The organism is Pseudomonas sp. NEEL19, assembly GCF_028751975.1.
GTDB classification, from domain to species: domain Bacteria; phylum Pseudomonadota; class Gammaproteobacteria; order Pseudomonadales; family Pseudomonadaceae; genus Aquipseudomonas; species Aquipseudomonas juntendi.
This window is the reverse complement of record NZ_CP081491.1, coordinates 2,646,446-2,664,290: the sequence shown is the minus strand read 5'-3', so window position 1 is coordinate 2,664,290 and position 17,845 is coordinate 2,646,446. Positions and strand designations below refer to the sequence as shown.

General features: G+C 64.0%; 19 protein-coding genes and 1 riboswitch. Of the genes, 7 read left to right on the top strand and 12 right to left on the bottom strand.

The window, feature by feature from the left end; translation table 11 throughout:
* Positions 1-122: 122 nt before the first annotated feature.
* The 3 genes from K4A76_RS11775 to K4A76_RS11765 form a co-directional block, all read right to left on the bottom strand.
* The gene (locus K4A76_RS11775) at positions 123-1,406 is read right to left on the bottom strand and encodes an NTP/NDP exchange transporter (protein ID WP_274412249.1); all 1,284 of its coding nucleotides are present in this window, start codon (positions 1,404-1,406) and stop codon (positions 123-125) included.
* A gap of 4 nt (positions 1,407-1,410) precedes the next feature.
* Positions 1,411-2,319, bottom strand: a complete 909-nt coding sequence (locus K4A76_RS11770) for an aldo/keto reductase (protein WP_274412248.1) — start codon at positions 2,317-2,319, stop codon at positions 1,411-1,413.
* An 84-nt stretch (positions 2,320-2,403) separates the two neighbouring features.
* Entirely contained in the window at positions 2,404-3,270 is an 867-nt protein-coding gene (locus tag K4A76_RS11765) for a Dyp-type peroxidase (protein ID WP_274412247.1), read from the bottom strand.
* Positions 3,271-3,453: 183 nt separating this feature from the next.
* Here K4A76_RS11765 and K4A76_RS11760 point away from each other — a divergent pair, with 183 nt between their 5' ends.
* Positions 3,454-4,347, top strand: coding sequence for a bile acid:sodium symporter family protein (locus K4A76_RS11760; protein ID WP_274412246.1), 894 nt, complete (start codon positions 3,454-3,456; stop codon positions 4,345-4,347).
* 11 nt (positions 4,348-4,358) lie between these two features.
* Here the strand turns inward: K4A76_RS11760 and K4A76_RS11755 are convergent, their stop codons facing one another.
* A complete protein-coding gene (locus K4A76_RS11755; protein ID WP_274412245.1) occupies positions 4,359-4,826 on the bottom strand; it encodes a sterol desaturase family protein in 468 nt (155 codons plus the stop codon).
* Positions 4,827-5,221: 395 nt separating this feature from the next.
* Between K4A76_RS11755 and K4A76_RS11750 the strand changes: the two genes are divergently transcribed.
* The 3 genes from K4A76_RS11750 (at position 5,222) to K4A76_RS11740 (ending at position 6,809) form a co-directional block, all read left to right on the top strand.
* Positions 5,222-5,935 (top strand): MgtC/SapB family protein, encoded by a 714-nt coding sequence (locus K4A76_RS11750; protein WP_009686909.1) that lies wholly within the window; start codon positions 5,222-5,224, stop codon positions 5,933-5,935.
* Between the two features lie 107 nt (positions 5,936-6,042).
* Positions 6,043-6,543 (top strand): DUF4142 domain-containing protein, encoded by a 501-nt coding sequence (locus K4A76_RS11745; protein WP_274412244.1) that lies wholly within the window; start codon positions 6,043-6,045, stop codon positions 6,541-6,543.
* Between the two features lie 14 nt (positions 6,544-6,557).
* On the top strand, positions 6,558-6,809 hold the full coding sequence (locus K4A76_RS11740; RefSeq protein ID WP_054904707.1) for a hypothetical protein: 252 nt from the start codon (positions 6,558-6,560) through the stop codon (positions 6,807-6,809).
* A gap of 98 nt (positions 6,810-6,907) precedes the next feature.
* On the opposite strand, the gene K4A76_RS11735 is transcribed toward K4A76_RS11740, so the two are convergent.
* Both K4A76_RS11735 and K4A76_RS11730 read right to left on the bottom strand, forming a co-directional pair.
* A complete protein-coding gene (locus K4A76_RS11735) occupies positions 6,908-7,069 on the bottom strand; it encodes a DUF6021 family protein (protein WP_236185970.1) in 162 nt (53 codons plus the stop codon).
* A gap of 55 nt (positions 7,070-7,124) precedes the next feature.
* On the bottom strand, positions 7,125-8,111 hold the full coding sequence (locus K4A76_RS11730; protein ID WP_274412243.1) for a DNA-binding protein: 987 nt from the start codon (positions 8,109-8,111) through the stop codon (positions 7,125-7,127).
* Between the two features lie 252 nt (positions 8,112-8,363).
* On the opposite strand from K4A76_RS11730, the gene K4A76_RS11725 reads away from it, so the two are divergent.
* Both K4A76_RS11725 and K4A76_RS11720 read left to right on the top strand, forming a co-directional pair.
* Entirely contained in the window at positions 8,364-8,972 is a 609-nt protein-coding gene (locus tag K4A76_RS11725) for a helix-turn-helix transcriptional regulator (RefSeq protein WP_274412242.1), read from the top strand.
* A 117-nt stretch (positions 8,973-9,089) separates the two neighbouring features.
* Positions 9,090-10,091, top strand: a complete 1,002-nt coding sequence (locus tag K4A76_RS11720; RefSeq protein ID WP_274412241.1) for a threonine/serine dehydratase — start codon at positions 9,090-9,092, stop codon at positions 10,089-10,091.
* A 48-nt stretch (positions 10,092-10,139) separates the two neighbouring features.
* Here the strand turns inward: K4A76_RS11720 and codA are convergent, their stop codons facing one another.
* From codA to K4A76_RS11695, 5 genes are all read right to left on the bottom strand, one after another.
* Entirely contained in the window at positions 10,140-11,378 is a 1,239-nt protein-coding gene (gene codA / locus K4A76_RS11715; protein WP_029886206.1) for a cytosine deaminase, read from the bottom strand.
* 4 nt (positions 11,379-11,382) lie between these two features.
* Positions 11,383-12,600, bottom strand: a complete 1,218-nt coding sequence (locus tag K4A76_RS11710; RefSeq protein WP_274412240.1) for a PucR family transcriptional regulator — start codon at positions 12,598-12,600, stop codon at positions 11,383-11,385.
* The gene (gene codB / locus K4A76_RS11705; protein ID WP_054881615.1) at positions 12,597-13,859 is read right to left on the bottom strand and encodes a cytosine permease; all 1,263 of its coding nucleotides are present in this window, start codon (positions 13,857-13,859) and stop codon (positions 12,597-12,599) included. Before codB ends, K4A76_RS11710 begins: the two co-directional genes overlap by 4 nt.
* 237 nt (positions 13,860-14,096) lie before the next feature.
* A complete protein-coding gene (gene tenA, locus K4A76_RS11700) occupies positions 14,097-14,756 on the bottom strand; it encodes a thiaminase II (protein ID WP_274412290.1) in 660 nt (219 codons plus the stop codon).
* A 2-nt stretch (positions 14,757-14,758) separates the two neighbouring features.
* The gene (locus K4A76_RS11695) at positions 14,759-15,406 is read right to left on the bottom strand and encodes a TenA family protein (protein WP_029886210.1); all 648 of its coding nucleotides are present in this window, start codon (positions 15,404-15,406) and stop codon (positions 14,759-14,761) included.
* A gap of 88 nt (positions 15,407-15,494) precedes the next feature.
* Positions 15,495-15,609, bottom strand: a riboswitch (TPP riboswitch).
* A 106-nt stretch (positions 15,610-15,715) separates the two neighbouring features.
* Here K4A76_RS11695 and K4A76_RS11690 point away from each other — a divergent pair.
* Entirely contained in the window at positions 15,716-16,666 is a 951-nt protein-coding gene (locus K4A76_RS11690) for a site-specific integrase (RefSeq protein WP_274412239.1), read from the top strand.
* Here the strand turns inward: K4A76_RS11690 and K4A76_RS11685 are convergent.
* Positions 16,656-17,798, bottom strand: coding sequence for a glycerate kinase (locus tag K4A76_RS11685; RefSeq protein ID WP_274412238.1), 1,143 nt, complete (start codon positions 17,796-17,798; stop codon positions 16,656-16,658). The two genes, K4A76_RS11690 and K4A76_RS11685, sit on opposite strands and share 11 nt — an antisense overlap.
* Positions 17,799-17,845: the final 47 nt, after the last annotated feature.

The window sequence follows — 17,845 nt, the reverse complement described above, 5'->3', positions numbered from 1 at the left end:
ATGCACGGCTTCAGCGCCGTACATGAATTCGGAGTACGGGCTCGGGTCGGGATTCGTTTCAATTGGCAGGCCTTCGGACCGGTGGCGTTAAATAAGCGGCCAGTCCTTATTTGGCGCGCCTTTCAGTCGCGCGGCGGGTTATCCATATGGGCCTGACGCCGGCCAAGCCAACCGCCGGTGGCCGCCCAGGCCACGGCCAGTACTGCCCCAATCAGCATGGCCAGTTGCGGGTGTTCGCCCATCACGTCCAGGGCACGCTTGAGCCAGCCACTGAGGGCGTCGCCACCCCGGTACACCACGGTATCGATGAAGTTCTTGGCCTTGTACTTGTCCTCGGCCGGCAACACGGTGAACAGCATCTCGCGCCCCGGTCGTACCAGCGCATACTCCCCTGCACGGCGCACCACCATGACCATTACGAACACCGCGAACACCGGGGCCAGCGCCAGCCACAAGAAGCCCACTGCCATCACCAGCGGCACGGCCATCAGCAATATGCCTACCCCCAGGCGACGTGCCAGCCGCCCGGTGAGGAAGACTTGCGTGAGGATGGCCAAGGCTTGAACAACGCTGTCGATCAAGCCGAACACCTGGGTTTGGCGGGTGGGGTCGGTGAAAGTCTGGCTGACGATGCGCGCCTGCTCGAAGTACAGGAAGGTACTGACACTTGCCAGTAACACCACGAACAGCGCAATGCCCAACAGATAAGGCGAGCGCAGTACCGCAGTGGCACCGGCCAGTGGGTTGCCGCCCAGCGGCCTTGCGGCGCTACGCTCGGCATGCGCTGGCAACGGTTGCCGCTGTCGCCAGCGCTGCAGAAACAGGCTTGCCCCGACGCTGCCGAGCAGGAATACCGCCGCCAGCAGCAGCAACCCGGCATGGCCCAGCGGCGCCACCAGTAGCGTGCCCAGGATCGGCCCGCTGAGGCCACCCAGGCTGGCCCCGGCGGCCAACAGGCCGAACAGGCGCTTGCCTTGGGCCGTAGAAAACAGGTCGGCGAGCACGCTCCAGGCTAGCGAGATGGTCAGCAGGTTGAACACCGAAAGCCAGATGTAGAACGCCCTCGCCGCCCACAGGTTGTCTGGTGTGCGGGTAAACAACACAGCGAACAGCAGCAGGTTGCTGACAAAAAAACCATAGGTACAAGGCAGGATGAACCGGCGTTGCACGCCACTGGCCAGCCAGCCGAACACCGGCAGGCATGCCAGGCTGGCGATGAAGGTTCCGGTGAACAACCACTGCAGGTTGTCAACGCCACCGGCAACGCCCATGGTTTCGCGCACAGGGCGCAGCATGAAGTAACCGGTAAACAGGCAATAGAACAGCAGCAGGCCGGCGATAACCGCCGGGCCTTCGCCGGGCTGTATGTTCAGCCCTTGATCCATGCCCCGCCGCCAGGCAGTCATACGCTCAGGTGAAGTGCCTGATCAGCGCCTGTTGCTGCGCCTGGGTAAGCAGTGGGCCCTGGCCAGCCATGAGCTGGTCGAGCTGGCGATCTGGCCGACCGGTGGCGGGAATTACCGTCGTCACCGCCGGGTGGCTGATGGCGAACTTGAGAAACAGCTGCGCCCAGCTGCCGATGCCCGCTTCAGCGGCCCAGCCGGGCAACGGCTGGTCTTTGACGCGGGTGAACAGGCGCCCATCGTCGAAAGCGCGGTTGATCAGCACCGCCACACCCCGCTCCTGGCACAACGGCAGCAATTCACGGGCCGCCTGGGGGGCACTGACCGAGTAGTTGATCTGGATGAAATCCAGCGCCTCGCTGCGCACCAGCTCGGCGACCTCGGCGTGGCCACTGTTCAGGTAATGGGTGATCCCCACATAGCGGGTTTTGCCCTGCTGCTTGAGTTCGCGCGCGTAGGGCAGTTGGGTTCGCCAGTCACGCAGGTTGTGCACCTGCAACAGGTCGACCTTGTCGGTGCGCAGCCGCTTCAGGCTCTCAGCCCATTGCGCTTGGGCTTCTGCGCGGCTGTCGGCGGCAATCTTGGTGGCAATGAAGCAGCGTGAATGCCACCCCCCCTCCTCCAGCAATTGGCCAAGAATGCTGTCGGCGCCACCGTAATTGGGCGAGGTGTCGATCACCCGCCCGTCACCGTCGAAAAAGGCCTTGAGCACTGCCCGCAGTTGCTGGTAGGCAGCCGAACCGGCTTCAACCTCGAAACTGCCGGAAGTCCCGGCGCCAATGACCGGCAGCGCTTCACCGCTGGACGGTACGGCGCGGGTCAACATGCCTGCCGGCGTGGCCGCGTGCAACCAAGGGGCGCTGGCCAGTAGGCCTAACGTAGCACCCACGCGTAGGACATCACGACGTGCATACATGGAAAAGCTCCCGTCATGCCAGGGAAACTTCCAAGGCTAGTCGCTCCACCCGGCGCGCGTGGGCGTTTCTGTGTCCGGATGTTTTTACCTGGCCTGCAGCAGCGGGCTCAGGTCGACACCGGTGGCGCTGATTGGCGGGCACCAGTAGTAGCCGCCGCTCAGGGGCCGGCTGAAGCGGTACAGGCCGTCGATGATGCCGTCCTCCAGGCCACTCATGCGCCGCAGTTGCACTTCGAAGGCATCGAAGCTGCGGCCCAGGGCAACGAAAGCCAGGCCGGCACCGCGCTGATCGGCCCAGGATACCGAGCGGCGCACCATGAAGGCCTCGGGCTCGAAGCTTTCCTGGGCAGTACGCTTGACGTGTGCCGACTCGGGCGCGTCGTCGAGTTCTTCGTTGTCACTGAGGCGGCGGCCCATGATGTTGTCCTGGTCGGCCTGGGGCAGCGACTTGAAGTACGCCAGGTCGTGCTTCCACAGCTGAAACGCAGCAAAGCTGGAACCATCGGCAGCGATCGCTGCCTGCACCGCATCCTCGTCCACCGGGTTCTCAGTGCCGTCTTCGTAGCCGGTCAGGTCCAGCCCACCCCGGTGCAGGAAACCGTCAACGCTGTCGGCCAGGCGCAGGGCCGGCGCCAACGCCTGCTCCAGTGCCTGGGCCCGCAGCAGCAGGTCGCCGCGCTCATTGCCACGCAGCCACAGCCACAACGCATGCTGGGTGCTGGGGTTCTCTACCGCCGCATCCAGCAGCGGGAAAGGACGCAGGCCAGGTACTTCACGCCCCAGGGCTTTGGCCATGGGCGCGCCTACGCCGAGGATCACCTGCACGCCATCGACCTGCGGTAGCAAGGCATCGAGGGCGGCAGGCAACGCCTCGGGCGATTGCAGGGTGAAGAACAGGTGGCGGGCGTGGGCCGGCACCGGGGTGGCAATCAGACCTTGCTGGAACGGCATGACAGGCTAATCCTCGAAAAAGGCGGCATGCTACTGCGCCTGCGGGCTTGCTGCAACGCGCCATACAGCGCCGATGAGGGATGTCTCTGGTAACAAATGGTTACCAAGAGCTGGCTCTTTGCAATTACCTATCCACCCCGGCCCACCTAGACTGCTTCGGATCCTTCGCCCGAGAGACTACCGATGACCGCCTCGCCCCTGCTCACCGCCGTTCTGCCCCTGGCCCTGGGCATCATCATGCTGGGCCTTGGCCTGTCGTTGACCTTGGCCGACTTCGCACGGGTGGTGAAATACCCGAAGCCCGTGGTGGTGGGCCTGGCCTGCCAGATTCTGCTGTTACCGCTGGTGTGCTTCCTGATCGCCAACGGCTTTGGCCTGGAGTCGGCGCTGGCGGTGGGGTTGATGTTGCTGGCCGCTTCGCCGGGCGGCACTACGGCGAACCTGTTCAGCCACCTGGCACATGGCGATGTGGCGTTGAACATTACCCTCACAGCGGTCAACTCATTGATCGCGATTCTCACCATGCCGCTGCTGGTCAACCTGTCGTTGAGCTGGTTCATGGCGTCGGACCAGGCCATACCGCTGCAGTTTGCCAAGGTCATGCAGGTGTTCGCCATTGTCCTGCTGCCGGTGGCGCTGGGCATGCTGATTCGCCGCTTTGCCCCCGCGTTTGCCGCGCGCATGCAAAAGCCGATGAAGCTGGTGGCGGCATTGTTTCTGGCATTCACCATTGTCCTGGCGCTGGCCAAGGACTGGCAGACGGTGGTCGAGTACGCACCGGTCGTGGGCCTGGCGGCGCTGCTGTTCAACATCTTGAGCCTGGCGGTGGGCTACTGGGTACCGCGCCTGCTCAACATCCCCAAGCGCCAGGCCATCGCCATCGGCATGGAAATCGGCATACATAACGGCACGTTGGCGATTGCCCTGGCCCTGAGCCCGTCGCTGCTGAACAACCCGACCATGGCAGTGCCGGCAGCGCTGTACAGCCTGATCATGTTCTTCACCGCCGCCGGTTTCGGCTGGTGGGTCAGCCGAGGGCACGCCGTGGCGCAGCCTGAAAGCGGCACCGCCAGGTAACGCCCAGGCAGTCAGCGCCGGTTGCGCTTGCCCCGCAGTTGCTGTTTCAACACTTTCAACGGCGGCGCGTAGAAAAAACCGAACGACACACCCCCGGTGCGCCCCTTCACTGCATGGTGCAGCCGGTGCGCCCGGTGCAGGCGTTTGAGGTAGCGGTTTACCGGCCGTGGCCGGCGCGGCCAGTGCCGATGAAAGAAGCCATCATGGGCCAGTACATACAGTACGCCATAACCCGCCACGCCACCGCCCACCCACTGCAGCGGCGCATGTCCGCCCTTGCCCAGGGCGATCAGGGCGGCGGCTATCAGCGCCAGCGCCAGCAGGTAGAGGTCATTGGTTTCGAGCATGCCCAGCTGTGGCTCATGGTGCGAGCGGTGCAAGCACCAGCCCCAGCCATGCATGATGTACTTGTGGACCAGCGTGCCTACGCCCTCCATGGCCACCAGGGTGCCGAACAGCACGGTCAGATTGAGCAGCATGGAACGGTCCGGGTGATCGCATAGGGTGGCGCAAGGTTACCGGCTGATGGCTTTTTTTTCCATGTGGCAGGCCCGGCTGCTGGGCATTTGCCGATTAAGGCATTGTCATCTTTCCCCACTTGACCGGTATTGCCACGGGGCGTATGGTCCGCGTCGCAATTTAGCCATCCCAACAGGAGACCCGCTTTGGACAGTAGCCCCAGTCGCTTGCGACAGGCCCACGTGGCGCGCTAGCTCGGCAGTGTCCTGCACTGTCTGGCCAGCCTGGCATGACGGTGGTTTCTTGTAACCCCGCTTCACCTCCCTCCCCCCGTGGTCCTGCGCATCTTTCTGGTTTTTCAACCGCGCCCAGTGAAGGCGCTCATGCGGGCGTGTGCCCGTGGAAGAGGTGAGCTATGGATTGGAATGTTTTTCTGCTGCGCGTCAGTGTCGCGCTGCTGCTAGGGGCGCTGATCGGCGCCGAACGCCAGTTGCGCCAGCGCCTGACCGGGCTGCGCACCAATGCACTGGTCAGTACCGGGGCCTGCCTGTTCGTGCTGATGACCCAGGCAGTGCCCGGCATGGCCGCTGCCGATGCCTCACGCGTTGCCGCTTATGTGGTCTCGGGCATTGGTTTTCTCGGCGGCGGGGTGATCATGCGCGACGGCTTCAATGTGCGCGGCCTGAATACCGCCGCCACCCTTTGGTGCACGGCAGCGGTCGGTGTCCTGTGCAGCCTGGGGCTGTTGCTGGAGGCCGCGCTGGGTAGCCTGGTGGTGCTGTGCGCGAATATCCTGCTGCGCGACATCGCTCAACGCCTTGACCGCCAGGGCGTGGTGCCCGCCAGCGAGCACGAACAGCATTTCGAAGTGCGCATCGTCTGCCGCGCCGAGGACGAGATCCAGGTGCGCAGCCTGATGCTGCACAGCCTGGCCGAACCGCAGCTACGCCTGCAGTCGCTGCAAAGTGCCGACCTGGACAACCCGGCCAGGCTTGAGGTGCGTGCAGAGCTGTTGGGCACCGCCCAGGCACCGGCGCAGTTGGAGCGCCTGGTCAGCCGGGTCAGCCTGGAAAAGGGCGTGAGTTCGGTGCGTTGGCAACTCCAGCAGCAGGTGCTGGCCGTGGATTGAGCGCCACCGGGTTCGCTGCCGGTGATGAAAAAGATTAAACCTTTGCCCTGCCCCGCCCCTCAACCGTACGCGACACTGAGGTCGCGCCAAGGTTTAAGGAGTGAAGCATGAGTAGTCTTTTCATCAAGCGTGTCGGGTTATCGATGGTGCTGGGTCTGGTATCGGCCCACACGCTGGCAGCCAGCTCCAATGATTTCGTCGATGCAGCGGTCGAATCCGGCATCGCCGAAGTGGTTACCGGCAACCTGGCCCAGGAAAAAAGCCAGAACGCAGAGATCAAGACCTTCGCCCAGCAAATGGTCACCGACCATACCCAGGCTAATAAGCAACTCGCGGACATCGCCCGTAAACTGGATATTTCCGTACCCGACGACGCGGCGATGACCGACAAGGTCAAGAAGATGATTCTGGAATGGCGTGACGAGTCGTTCGACAAGTCTTACCTCAACAACCAGGTCGATGCGCACGAGAAAGCGGTCGAGCTGTTCAAGAAAGAAGCTGCGTCCTCCGACAAGGCTGAGCTGAAGGCCTTCGCCAGCGAAACCCTGCCCAAGCTGGAACAGCACCTGGAGCACGCCAAGGCACTGCAGGCCAAACACGCTAAGTGAACGTGAGGTTCGACATGAGTAACGATGCACTGAAAAGCGAAGTACTCACCCGTCTGCTGCATGCTCACCCGCAGGGGCTGGGCAAGGAAGTGCTGGACAATTATCGTGGCGAGAAGGCCGTTGCAGGCATGCTCAAGACCCTGCAGGACGACGGCCTGATTCATGATGGCAGCGTGGTGGTCAGCAGCGACCACCAAATCAGCGTCCAGTACCCCATCAAGCTGTCGGCGGCCGGTGTAGACGCCGCCAGGCGGGCCGAGGGCTAAGCGCTGGCAAACCGGGGATTTGCGCCGCCTGGTCTCACAGGCCGGGCAAATCCCTCGGTAAACCCGCCAGCCCATTTCGCTCAGCTGGCGGGCATTCCCTATTTCTTCTCCACATCCCTGGGTGGTTTGGCGGGGCCCTGCGGGTCAACCTGCGGATCGTCGAGGTCCGGCGAATCCGGGTCGAAACCCAGGTCACTCTGCTTGTCCGCCTGCTCCGACGAATGCGGCCCCTGTTTGTGCGGTGGTTGTTGATCAGGCATGGCGCTATCTCCTTGAGGTGTTTAGGGAAGATAGCGCTGCCACGAAAAAGTTTGATTAACCTGCTGCTTCGGCCACCCGCGCCCGGCACTGCGCCAACGCCTCGTCACGCTCGCGCAGTTGTTCCTCGAAGTGTTTCAGCTGCCGTGCTTGCTCGGTACACAGCTCGCGCCGCTGTTCCAGGCTCTGTGCCTGGGTCTCCAGTTGCCGGCGCATTTCCTCACTGGCGCCCTGCGCCTGCGCCAGGATCGTGCGCAAACCCTGGATCTGCGCATCACGTTGCTCCAGCAATTCCCCCTGCGCCCGGCATTCGCTGGCCACTTGGCGGTGCTCACCGAGCAAGCGCTCGTTATCGCGGTGCAGGCGGGTCAGTTCGTCCTGCTTGACGATCATGCCCTGCTGCAATTGGCGCACTTCCACCTGCAACTGCTGCAATTGCGCCTCGTGCCGGCGTTGTTCCTGCTCGCGCTGCTCACGGCTGGCGCTGCGGTAATGCTCAAGGGCGTCGCGGGCATGGCGGTGCTTGTCTTCCAGTGACTGGATCTGCTCGTCCTTGTCTGCCAGGCGCAGCTGCAGTTCGCCCAGCGACTGGTTGAGGCTCGCACTGCGTAGCTGTTCGGCCTGCAACGTGCTTTGCGTGGACAGCAGCCGCTCGGACTCGGCGGCCAGTGCTGCGGCATCGATCTGGTGCTGCTGATGCGCGGCCGCCAAGGCTTGCTGCGCGATTTCGAGCTGGGCCTCCAAATGTTCACGCTGCTGGGTAAACGTGCTTTCGGCCTGCTCGATGGTCAGATCGGCCTCGTCCTGCAACTGGGTCGCCAATTGCCCAACCATGCGGGCAAGCACCTCACTCAATGCAACGCCACCTTCCGCGGCAACCGGCTGCTGGCCGTTCAGCTCCTTGAGGTAGCGGTGAATGGTGGTCTTCGAGCCGGTATTGCCCAGTTCGATACGAATGGCATCGATGCTGGGGTTTTCGCCCCGGGCTATCAGCGCCTGGCGTGCCTGCTGCACCACCACCTTGTTTATGCCGCCCCGGGCCATGAGTGCTCCTACGATTTCGTACTGTGTTATGTAGCATGTAATTACGTACTGATTATGCCAATGATTGCCTTCGTCAGTAAAGGTTTTCTCACATGGAATAATCGCGGCTTATCGCATGTGAGGGGTGAATTTGTGGGTTTGGTAGTGCTGGCAGCGGTACGAAGCTCTGCAACCACCCGCCTTGTGTCCCAGGCGCTTTGCCGCCACCATGAACGTCCGGTTCCTGCCCCAGCGAAAAAGCACCCGAAACACATGACCCTGGATAACTACAAGGCAATTGCCGACAGCATCGCGCTGTTGCTGTACCCGCACGCGGAAGTCATCGTCCACGACCTGCCCAGCCAGACAGTGGTGCACATCGCCAACAACTTCTCCCAACGCACCTTGGGTGACGACTCGGCGATCGATCATGAACTGGGCGACTTGCTCCAGGGCACGAACCTTGGCCCTTACGAGAAACTCAACTGGAACGGCCAGAAGGTCCGTTCGATCAGCACCGTGTTGCGCAATGCCCAGGGCGAAGCCGAGCACCTGATGTGCATCAACCTGAACGTGTCGGTACTGGAGCAGGCCCGTGTTGCGCTGGATGCGTTTTTCCAGATGAGCCGAGTGGTGCCGCAACCGGACGCGTTGTTCCGCAATGACTGGCAGGAACGCATCAACACCTTCCTGCATGGCTGGCTGCAGGCGCGCAGCCTGTCACTGCAAACGCTGCGCATGAAGGACAAGCGCAGCCTGGTGCAGGCGCTGCATGCCGAGGGCGCGTTCCAAGGCCGCAGTGGCGTGGACTATGTGGCCAACGTACTGAGCATGGGGCGCGCGACCGTATACAAGTACCTGAAAGAGCTCAAGGCCCTTTAAACCCACTATCGCTGGCTTGCCGGGATGAGCACGGCGACGCATGTGCACGCCTGCTTGTCTCTAATAGAATAAACGTCTACGGTAGACGGATATTCCATATCTATGCAGGTTTACAGCATGGCAGCCACTCCCGCTCTTGCGCCCATTATCGATGCCACTCAGTTGGATGGGCTTTTTCGGTCCATAAAGGATGCCCATACGGCACTGCGCCCTGCCGTCAGTGTGACGCCGCTGACCCGCAGCGCCCGCCTCTCGGAGCAGACCGGTTGCGATGTGCTGCTTAAATGCGAACATCTGCAGCACACCGGTTCGTTCAAGTTTCGCGGCGCCAGCAACAAGATCCGCCTGCTGCCAACCGAACAGCGGGCTGCCGGGGTGATCGCCGCGTCTTCGGGCAACCACGGGCAGGCGTTGGCAATGGCCGGCAACGCCGCTGGGGTGCCGGTGACGGTGTACAGCGCCGCTTCAGCGTCGGCCTACAAGCTGGCAGCGATGCGTGCATTGGGCGCCGAAGTCATCTGCCTGCCCACCGACCCGTTGGGTGCAGAACTGGAGGCCGCCAGGCAAGCGCGGCTGCAGGGTGTGCCGTTCGTGTTGCCGTACAACGACCTGCAGGTCATCGCAGGCCAAGGCACCCTCGCAATGGAGTTGTTCGAGCAGGCACCCGACCTGGACGCGGTATTCGTCGCGGTGGGCGGCGGCGGGCTGATTGCCGGTATCGGCGCCGCCCTGCGCGTGCTCAAGCCAGGCACCGAGATCATTGGTTGCTGGCCCGAAAATGATCCCGCACTGGCGCGCTCGCTACAGGCGGGTGAGATCATCGAAGTGCAGGCGCGCGAAACCCTTTCCGACGGCACCGCCGGTGGCATCGAGCCAGGTGCTGTCAGCTTCCCGCTGTGCCAGGCGCTGGTCACCGGGACGGTGCTGGTCAGCGAGGACGAAATCCGTGCGGCGATGCGCGACATCGCCCGCCACGAGCGCTGGATCATCGAAGGCGCTGCGGCAGTTGCCGTCGCCGGCATGCAGAAACTGGCCAGGCAGTACCAAGGCAAGCGAGTTGCGGTGGTCCTGTGTGGCCGCAACATTGTCCTGGACAAGTTTCTCGAAGCGGTCGGGTGACAGCTGACGCCAGGGCCCGGCATAGCGCCGGGCCCCAACCTCAACCGCTCAGAGCAGGCGCTGCACCTGGGCTGGCGTACGCTGCATCAGCACCTTGCCATGGCGCACCGAGACCAGCGCATGCCCCTGGCTGCGCACCATCTCGTAGTCATCGGGTGCCGACAGCAGCAACAGGTTGGCTGGGCGCCCCACCTCGATGCCATAGTGCTCGCCAAGGTTCAGGGTGCGGGCGCTGTTGTCCGTGATCAGGTCCAGGCAACGCTGCAAGTCTTCGTAGCCGAGCATGTGGCAGATGTGCAGCCCGGCTTCGAGAATGCGCAGGATGTTGCCGTTGCCCAGGGGGTACCACGGGTCCACGATGGAGTCCTGGCCAAAGCACACGTTCATGCCGGCGCGGTCGATTTCGGCTACCCGGGTAACCCCCCGGCGCTTGGGGTAGTTGTCGAAGCGCCCTTGCAAGTGGATGCTTTCGGTTGGGCAGGACACGAAGTTGATGCCCGACAGCTTCAACAGGCGGAACAGCTTGTAGCAGTAAGCGTTGTCATACGAACCCATCGCCACGGTATGGCTGGCGGTGACCCGGGCGCCCATGCCACGCACCCGGGCTTCCTCGGCCAGAACTTCAAGAAAACGTGACTGCGGGTCGTCGGTTTCGTCGCAGTGCACGTCTACCAGGCAGCCGCTGCGCTCGGCCAGGTCCATCAGGAATTTTATCGACGACACGCCCTGGTCGCGGGTGTTCTCGAAATGCGGAATGCCCCCCACCACGTCGGCACCAATGGCCACCGCTTCGGTCATCAATGCCCTGCCGTTGGCATACGACTCGATGCCCTCCTGCGGAAACGCGACGATTTGCAGGTCGACCAGCCCGCGGACTTCGTCGCGTACCTCGACCATGGCCTTGAGCGCGGTAAGCGTCGGGTCGGTGACATCGACATGCGTGCGCACATGCTGGATACCGTGGTCCACCAGCATGCCAATGGTTTTCTTCGCGCGGGCCTTGATGTCATCGTGGGTGGTGAACTGCTTGCGCTCGGCCCAGCACTCGATGCCCTCGAACAGCGTACCGCTCATGTTCCACCTCGGCTCACCGGCCGTCAGGGTGGCGTCAAGGTGGATGTGCGGCTCGACAAAGGGCGCTACCACCAAGTTCTGTGCAGCGTCCAGGTCGCCGGGCGCCTGCGCCACTGCATTGGCCTGCGGCACGATTGCGCTGATGCGCTCGCCAGCAAGTTCAATGCGGAACAAGCCGGGTTTGCCGCGCAGCCGGGCGTTGATGATGTTCATGCGGTTACTCCTTGCCGTGGGCTTCGCTCATGCGCCATACCAACATGGCGACCGAAGCATTCATGCGAAAAAGCGGGTCGTCGATCGACTGCCCGCTCAGTTGTTCGATGCGCTGTATGCGCTGATTGACAGTGTTACGGTGCAGGCCCAGGCGCTGGGCGGCTTTGAGGCTGTTGCCATTTTCCATGAGCAAGGCGTCGAGGGTGTGGACCAATGCAGTGGCCTGCTTACGCCCTGGTGCCAGCAGCGGGCCAAGGGTACGGCTGACGAAATCGTCGATCAGCGAGCGGTCGACGATGCCCTGTAGCAAACGCAACACGCCCAGCTCACTGAAATTGCAGTAACCACTGGCCGGGCGCAGGTGCCGAGCCACATCCAGTGCCTGGCGCGCTTCATTCAAGGCCTGGCGGTAGTGTGCACAGTCTTCGGCAAGGCTGGAAAGCCCCATGTACAGGCTCAACTCGCCGGCTACCCCTTGTAATTGCCGGTACAGCGCGGCCAAACGTTCCGGCAGGTCTTGCGTGTCGGCCAGCAACACGACGAACAGGTCACCGGGCAGGTGCGCCGTGACGCTGCCCGGCTGCTGCCGGCACCAGGCTTCCAGTTGGTCCTCCAGGGCCTGGCGGGTGTGCTGCCAGCGCCGCTCGCCGAGCGTCAGCCCCAACCGCTGGAACAGCTCATCGACCCCGGCCAGCCGCAAGGCCAGTAGCCGGCGCGGTTCATCCAGCGCCAATTGCAGGTGCGCAGCGCGCTGCCGGGCAATCGCCAGGCTTGGGTAATCGCCACTGAGCAGTTGGCCGAGGATGTCGTTGCGCGAGCGGCGAACCTGGGTCATCTGCACCAGCGCAGTACCGATCAAGTGGGTGACCACCACCATTTTCAGGGCGTAAGGCTGTTCGATCAGTGGCAAACCCAGCTGCTCGGCACGGGCAATCACTGCAGGCGCAATGTGCTGGATGAAACTGCCGCCGGTGAGGATTACCAGCCCGGCAATGCCGACGGCGTCACCGTCTTCGACCAGCGCAAGCAGGTTGGCCTCACCCCGTGGGTGGTTGATGCCGGTGACGAACACCAGCTCGCCGCCCATCACCCATTCGGCGATACCTTCGTTTTCTGCCACATAAGGCCAGCGTACCCGCCGTTGCAGGTTGCGCGCCCCGGCGCGCACGCTCATCTCGTGCAGGCCGGGCAGCTGCAGGATTTCTTCCAGCGCCAGGCTCACGGTTCGACGCCCGCCTGGGCCGCTGAGCGGCGCCCGCCCAGCTCGAGCACGACGATGTAGCACAGCGCCGAGGCGCCGATACCCACCAGCGGTGCCACCCACGGCGAAGCGTAGGCCAGTACGGCGCCAACGGCGTAGGCCAACAGCCCGACCAGGTTGTAACGGGGCAGCGTTGCAGTGCCCAGCGCCGGGTATTTACCACGGTGGCGGTACCAGAAATCGGCCATGATCACGCCACCCACCGGCGGAATGATCGAACCCAGCAGCACCAGGAACGGGATCAGCATCTCGTACATGCCACCCATGGCCAGCACGATACCCACAGCGGCCGCCAACAGGGTCGCCGTGCGCCGCCGTTCGCTGCGCAGCAGGTGGCACGCGGCAGCCGAAACGTTGTAGATGGTCGGCCCCTGGATGGTCCACAGGTTCAGGCACAGCATGACCACTGCGGCAAAGGACAAGCCCTGCAGCATCATCACTTCGACGATATCGGCCTGCTGGTAGACCATGGCGCACCAGGCGCCTGCCACCACCATCAGGCCGTTGCCCAGCAGGAACGCGACCACACTGGCGCTCACCGCTACCCGCCCGCTGCGCGACAGGCGTGTCCAGTTGGTCGCCTGGGTAGCGCCGCTGGCAAAGGTACCGAACACCATGGTCACTGCCGCCGAAAACGTCATGGTTTCATGCGGTACTACCGCCGCCAGGCCGGCGAACCCGCCGGCATCGCGGGTGGCAATGTACATCGACACCAACAGCAGCACGAACATCAGTGGCACCGAAACCCGGGCCAGCACATCCAGCCCCTTGAAACCGAGGATGGCGGTGATGCTGAAGCCCAGGCCGAACAGCACCATCAACGGCAGGCTGAAACCCTCTGCCAGGCCAAGCAGCTTGACCAGCACGATCGCCACCGTGGCGGTGCCCCAGGCGTACCAGCCCAGTTCGGCGAAGCCCAGCAGGAAGTCGGACAGCCGGCTGCCTGCCTCCCCGAAACAGAAACGCCCCATCAACACCGTGTTCAGGCCGCTACGCGAGGCGATGAAGGCCAACGCGGCGGCATACAGCGCAAGCAAGCTGTTACCGAGGGTGGCGACCCATAGCATGTCGGCGAAACTGAACGCCATGCCCAGTTTGCCGCCGGCAAACATGGTGCCGGTGAAGAAGGTGAAACTGAACAGGACCATGGTGATCGGCAGCAGGCCTTTGCGGGCTGATGGCGGCGCTTCGCTGAGTGGAAATTCGCTGGGTGAGCTCATTGCACGGGGCTCCAGGTTGTAGTTGGGAGCAGCTGGAGCAAGATGCGGGCCGCTTTTTGCGGCCGCCAAACAGCGAAAAAAACCGGGCATGCAGCCCATTGGTGCATGTGCACAGTGACCAGTAAAGGTGGGTTTTACCCCGGTGAAAGTGTGCGGCTCGACTTCTTTTGAGGCATTCATGCACCAAAGCGGTTCCGGGCTGAGTAGTAACCACCCAGCCCGACACCGCACGCAACGTTATGCCGCCCCGTCCAGCCCCATCTGCCAGAAATCCGCTTCCAGGCTGGAGGCCTGGGCGAAAATGGCTGCCAGTTCGGCAAAACGCTGCTCGGTCATGCTGCGTGCTGCCAGCTCGTCGAGGTGCCGGCGAGCTGCCGCAGCCACCCCCTGGTAGGCTGTACCCGCGTACTCGCCAATCCACTCGCGGTATGGGTGGCCGCTCAAGTCGCCAATCTGCTCGGCCAGGGCGCGGCCGATTTCGGCATAGCCGACCACGCAGGGGGCCAGTGCCACCTGCAGCTCCAGCAGGTCCCCGGCAGCGCCGCAGTCCAGCACGTAACGGGTGTAGGCCACGGTGGCCTGATGCTCTGGCGCCGCTTCAATGTCGGCCTGGCTCAACCCCCAGCGCGCGCACAGCCGCAGGTGCAGCTCGGTTTCATCGAGAATGGCCGCCAGCGTGGTCTGCGCGGCACGAATGTCCGCCGGGCGTCGGCTTTTGTAGGCAGCCAGCGCCCAGGCCCGGGCAAACTGGACCAGGAACAGGTAGTCCTGCACCAGGTAGGTACGAAACGCTTGCTCGCTCAACGTGCCCTCGCCCATCTGCTGCACGAAGTCGTGCGTGACATAGCTGGCCCAGGGGCGGTTGGCGGCGGCTTTCAGGCGCTCGAAAATATCCATGCTCACTGGCCCTCCGGGTAGATGGCATCGAAGAAGGCCAGCTCCAGTGCCACGGTGCGTTGGTAGAAGTCACTGGCCAGCGCCGCCGCCTGCGGGCCTACCCGGTCCAGTTCGGCCTGCAGGAAGGCAACGAAGTCCTGGAAGGCCGGGTTGTCATGCAGCGTGATCCATTCGGCATGGACAAAGTTGGCCGGCAAGGGCTTTGGCGCTTTAAGCGCCCAGTCCAGGTACAGGCCCTCGGCAACGTTGAGCACCGCCAGCGCCGCCGCGTAGGAACGGGTGGCGGCCGCTTCGCGCATGATTGCCTTGAAACCGGCAGTGGGTGCGGTATCGGCAGGGTCGCGGCGTTGCGCCGGGCTGACATCCAGCGCCTCGAACGCGCGCAGGAAATAGGTGTTCTCGTCGCTGCAGATCATGCCGGCAAAGCGGCCGAAGCGCAGCCGGGCCTCGAAGGTATCGGCAGTGGCGATGGCGGCACCGAGCAAGGTCAGGAAGCTGTCGAGAAAGCGGTGGTCCTGCACCAGGTAGTCGATCATGATCGGCGCCGGCAGGCTGCCGTCGCACAGTTGGGTCACGAAACGGTGGCCAACGGCGGCCGACCAGGTCGGGTCGCTATGGCGGCGCAGGGTGTGGCTGAAGCGTTCGGTCATGGTGCTGTCCTTACAGGGGATGGCAGCGAGACCTTGGCACTGGACATGGACGAGCCTCGCATGTGAGGCCGGCAAAAAGGCAGGTAACGACACGTATCGAGCCCATCCCTTCGCCGGCATGATCCGGATCAGGTTCGAAGGGTCACCGCGCTGCGATGCTCAGCGGTTTCTCAGCCCGTTGCCGGGCTCCCCTTGGTCGCGCTCAGGTATACCGTAGCGTGCCGCTGCTGTACAGCGCGCCCGATCACACCCGGGACAGCCGGGTGATTTAGGTTTATCGTGTAGCCGTCCTCCACCGCCGCTTGCACCATGACCGATATCGAACGCTACCTGCGCGCCGCCACCCGCGACAACACTCGGCGTAGCTATCAGGCTGCCGTCGAACACTTCGAAAGCCACTGGGGCGGCTTTCTGCCGGCCACCGCCGAGAGCATCGCCCGCTACCTGGCCGAGCATGCCGACCAGCATGCCGTCAGCACCCTGCGCCAACGGCTGGCCGCGCTGAGCCAGTGGCACGTTGCCCAAGGCTTTCCCGACCCCACCAAGGCCCCTCTGGTGCGCCAGGTGCTGCGCGGCATTCGTACTTTGCACCCGGCCCCACCCAAGCAGGCAGCGCCGCTGCTGCTGCAGCACCTGCAAACGGCGATCGCCTGTTTCGAAGAGGAAGCCCGCCAGGCCCGTGAGCGTCACGACTTGGGCGCCTTGCGCCGCGCACGGCGCGATAGCGCGCTGCTGTTGCTGGGCTTTTGGCGGGGTTTTCGTGGCGATGAGCTGGCGCGCCTGCGCGTCGAGCATGTCCAGGCCGAAGCGGGTGTCGGCATCACCCTGTTCCTGCCACGCAGCAAGGGTGACCGCGAAGCGCTGGGGGTGCAGCACCGCACCCCCGCGCTCAAGGCCCTGTGCCCGGTCACGGCCTACCTGCAATGGCTGGAGGTTGCCGGTATTGCCCACGGGCCGGTATTTCGCAAGCTCGACCGTTGGGGCAACCTGGGCGACAGCGCGCTCAACAGCAACAGCCTGGTGGGGCTGCTAAGGCGCATGCTGGCACGCGCCGGGGTTCCGGCAGCCTTGTATACCGGCCACTCGCTGCGGCGCGGTTTCGCCACCTGGGCCACCGCCAATGGTTGGGAGTTGAAAGCGTTGATGAGCTATGTGGGCTGGAAAGACGCCAAGTCAGCGCTGCGCTACATTGATGCGGCACAACGCTTCGGCGAACTGGCCGCCCTACCGGCCGGCCATGATCAGGTACTCATCCCCTGACGGCTGCGCAGCGCCACAGGCGGGCGATGTCACAGGCCCGCGCCTGCAGCAGCTCAACGGCATCGGCACACGCCTGCTCCAGGCTCATTGGCCCACTGCTCAGGGCAAAGGCCGCATCCACGCCGTGCGCATACAACTGCTGGTAGCCCTCACCCAAGGTCCCGGCCAGTACCACCACCGGTACCCCGTGGCGCTTGGCGACCCGGGCCACGCCCATTGGCGTCTTGCCGCGCAAGGTCTGTGCATCGAAGCGCCCCTCGCCCGTCACCACCAGATCAGCACCTTGCACCAGGGCATCGAGCCCGGCCAGTTCCGCCACCACCTCTACCCCGGGGCGGAACTGCGCGCCCATGAATGCCCGCGCGGCGAAACCCATGCCACCGGCGGCGCCACAACCTGGGTAGTCACGCACATCCTCACCCAGCAACTGCGCACACTGGTCGGCAAAATGCCCCAGCGCCTGGTCCAGCGCCTGCACCTGCTGCGGGTTGGCGCCCTTCTGCGGGCCGAAGATCGCCGATGCACCATTGGCGCCGCACAGCGGGTTGTCGACGTCGGCCGCTACCTCGAACTGTACCTCAGCCAGGCGTGGGTCGAGATCGCTGGCATCGATATGCGCCAACTGCGCCAAAGCCAGCCCCCCTTCCTCCAGCGCCTGCCCCTGGGCATCCAGCAGGCGCAGGCCCAACGCACGCAACATGCCGCTACCGGCGTCATTGGTGGCACTGCCGCCAATGGCCAGCACCACGCGCTGTGCGCCGGCAGCCAACGCGGCGGCAATCAGCTCGCCGGTACCCCAGGTGCTGCTGCGGCAGGCATCGCGCTGCCCGGTTGGGACCAGCTGCAGGCCACTGGCCTGGGCCATTTCGATGATTGCCGTGCGGCTGTGCGGCAACCAGCCCCAGCCGGCTTCCACGCTCTGCCCCAGCGGCCCGCGCACGGTCTGGCGGCGCAGCTCGCCGTCGCTGGCGGCAAGGATCGCGTCCATGGTGCCTTCGCCACCATCGGCCATCAGGCATTCGACCACCTGCACACCCGGGCAACCCTCACGCAAGCCGGCAGCGATGGCGCGCGCAACCCCGGCAGCATCGAGGCTGTCCTTGAACGAGTCGGGGGCAATGACGATCTTCATGGGGATTCTCCTGTCCTGATGGCGGCATGCTGACAGCTGTGCGCCCA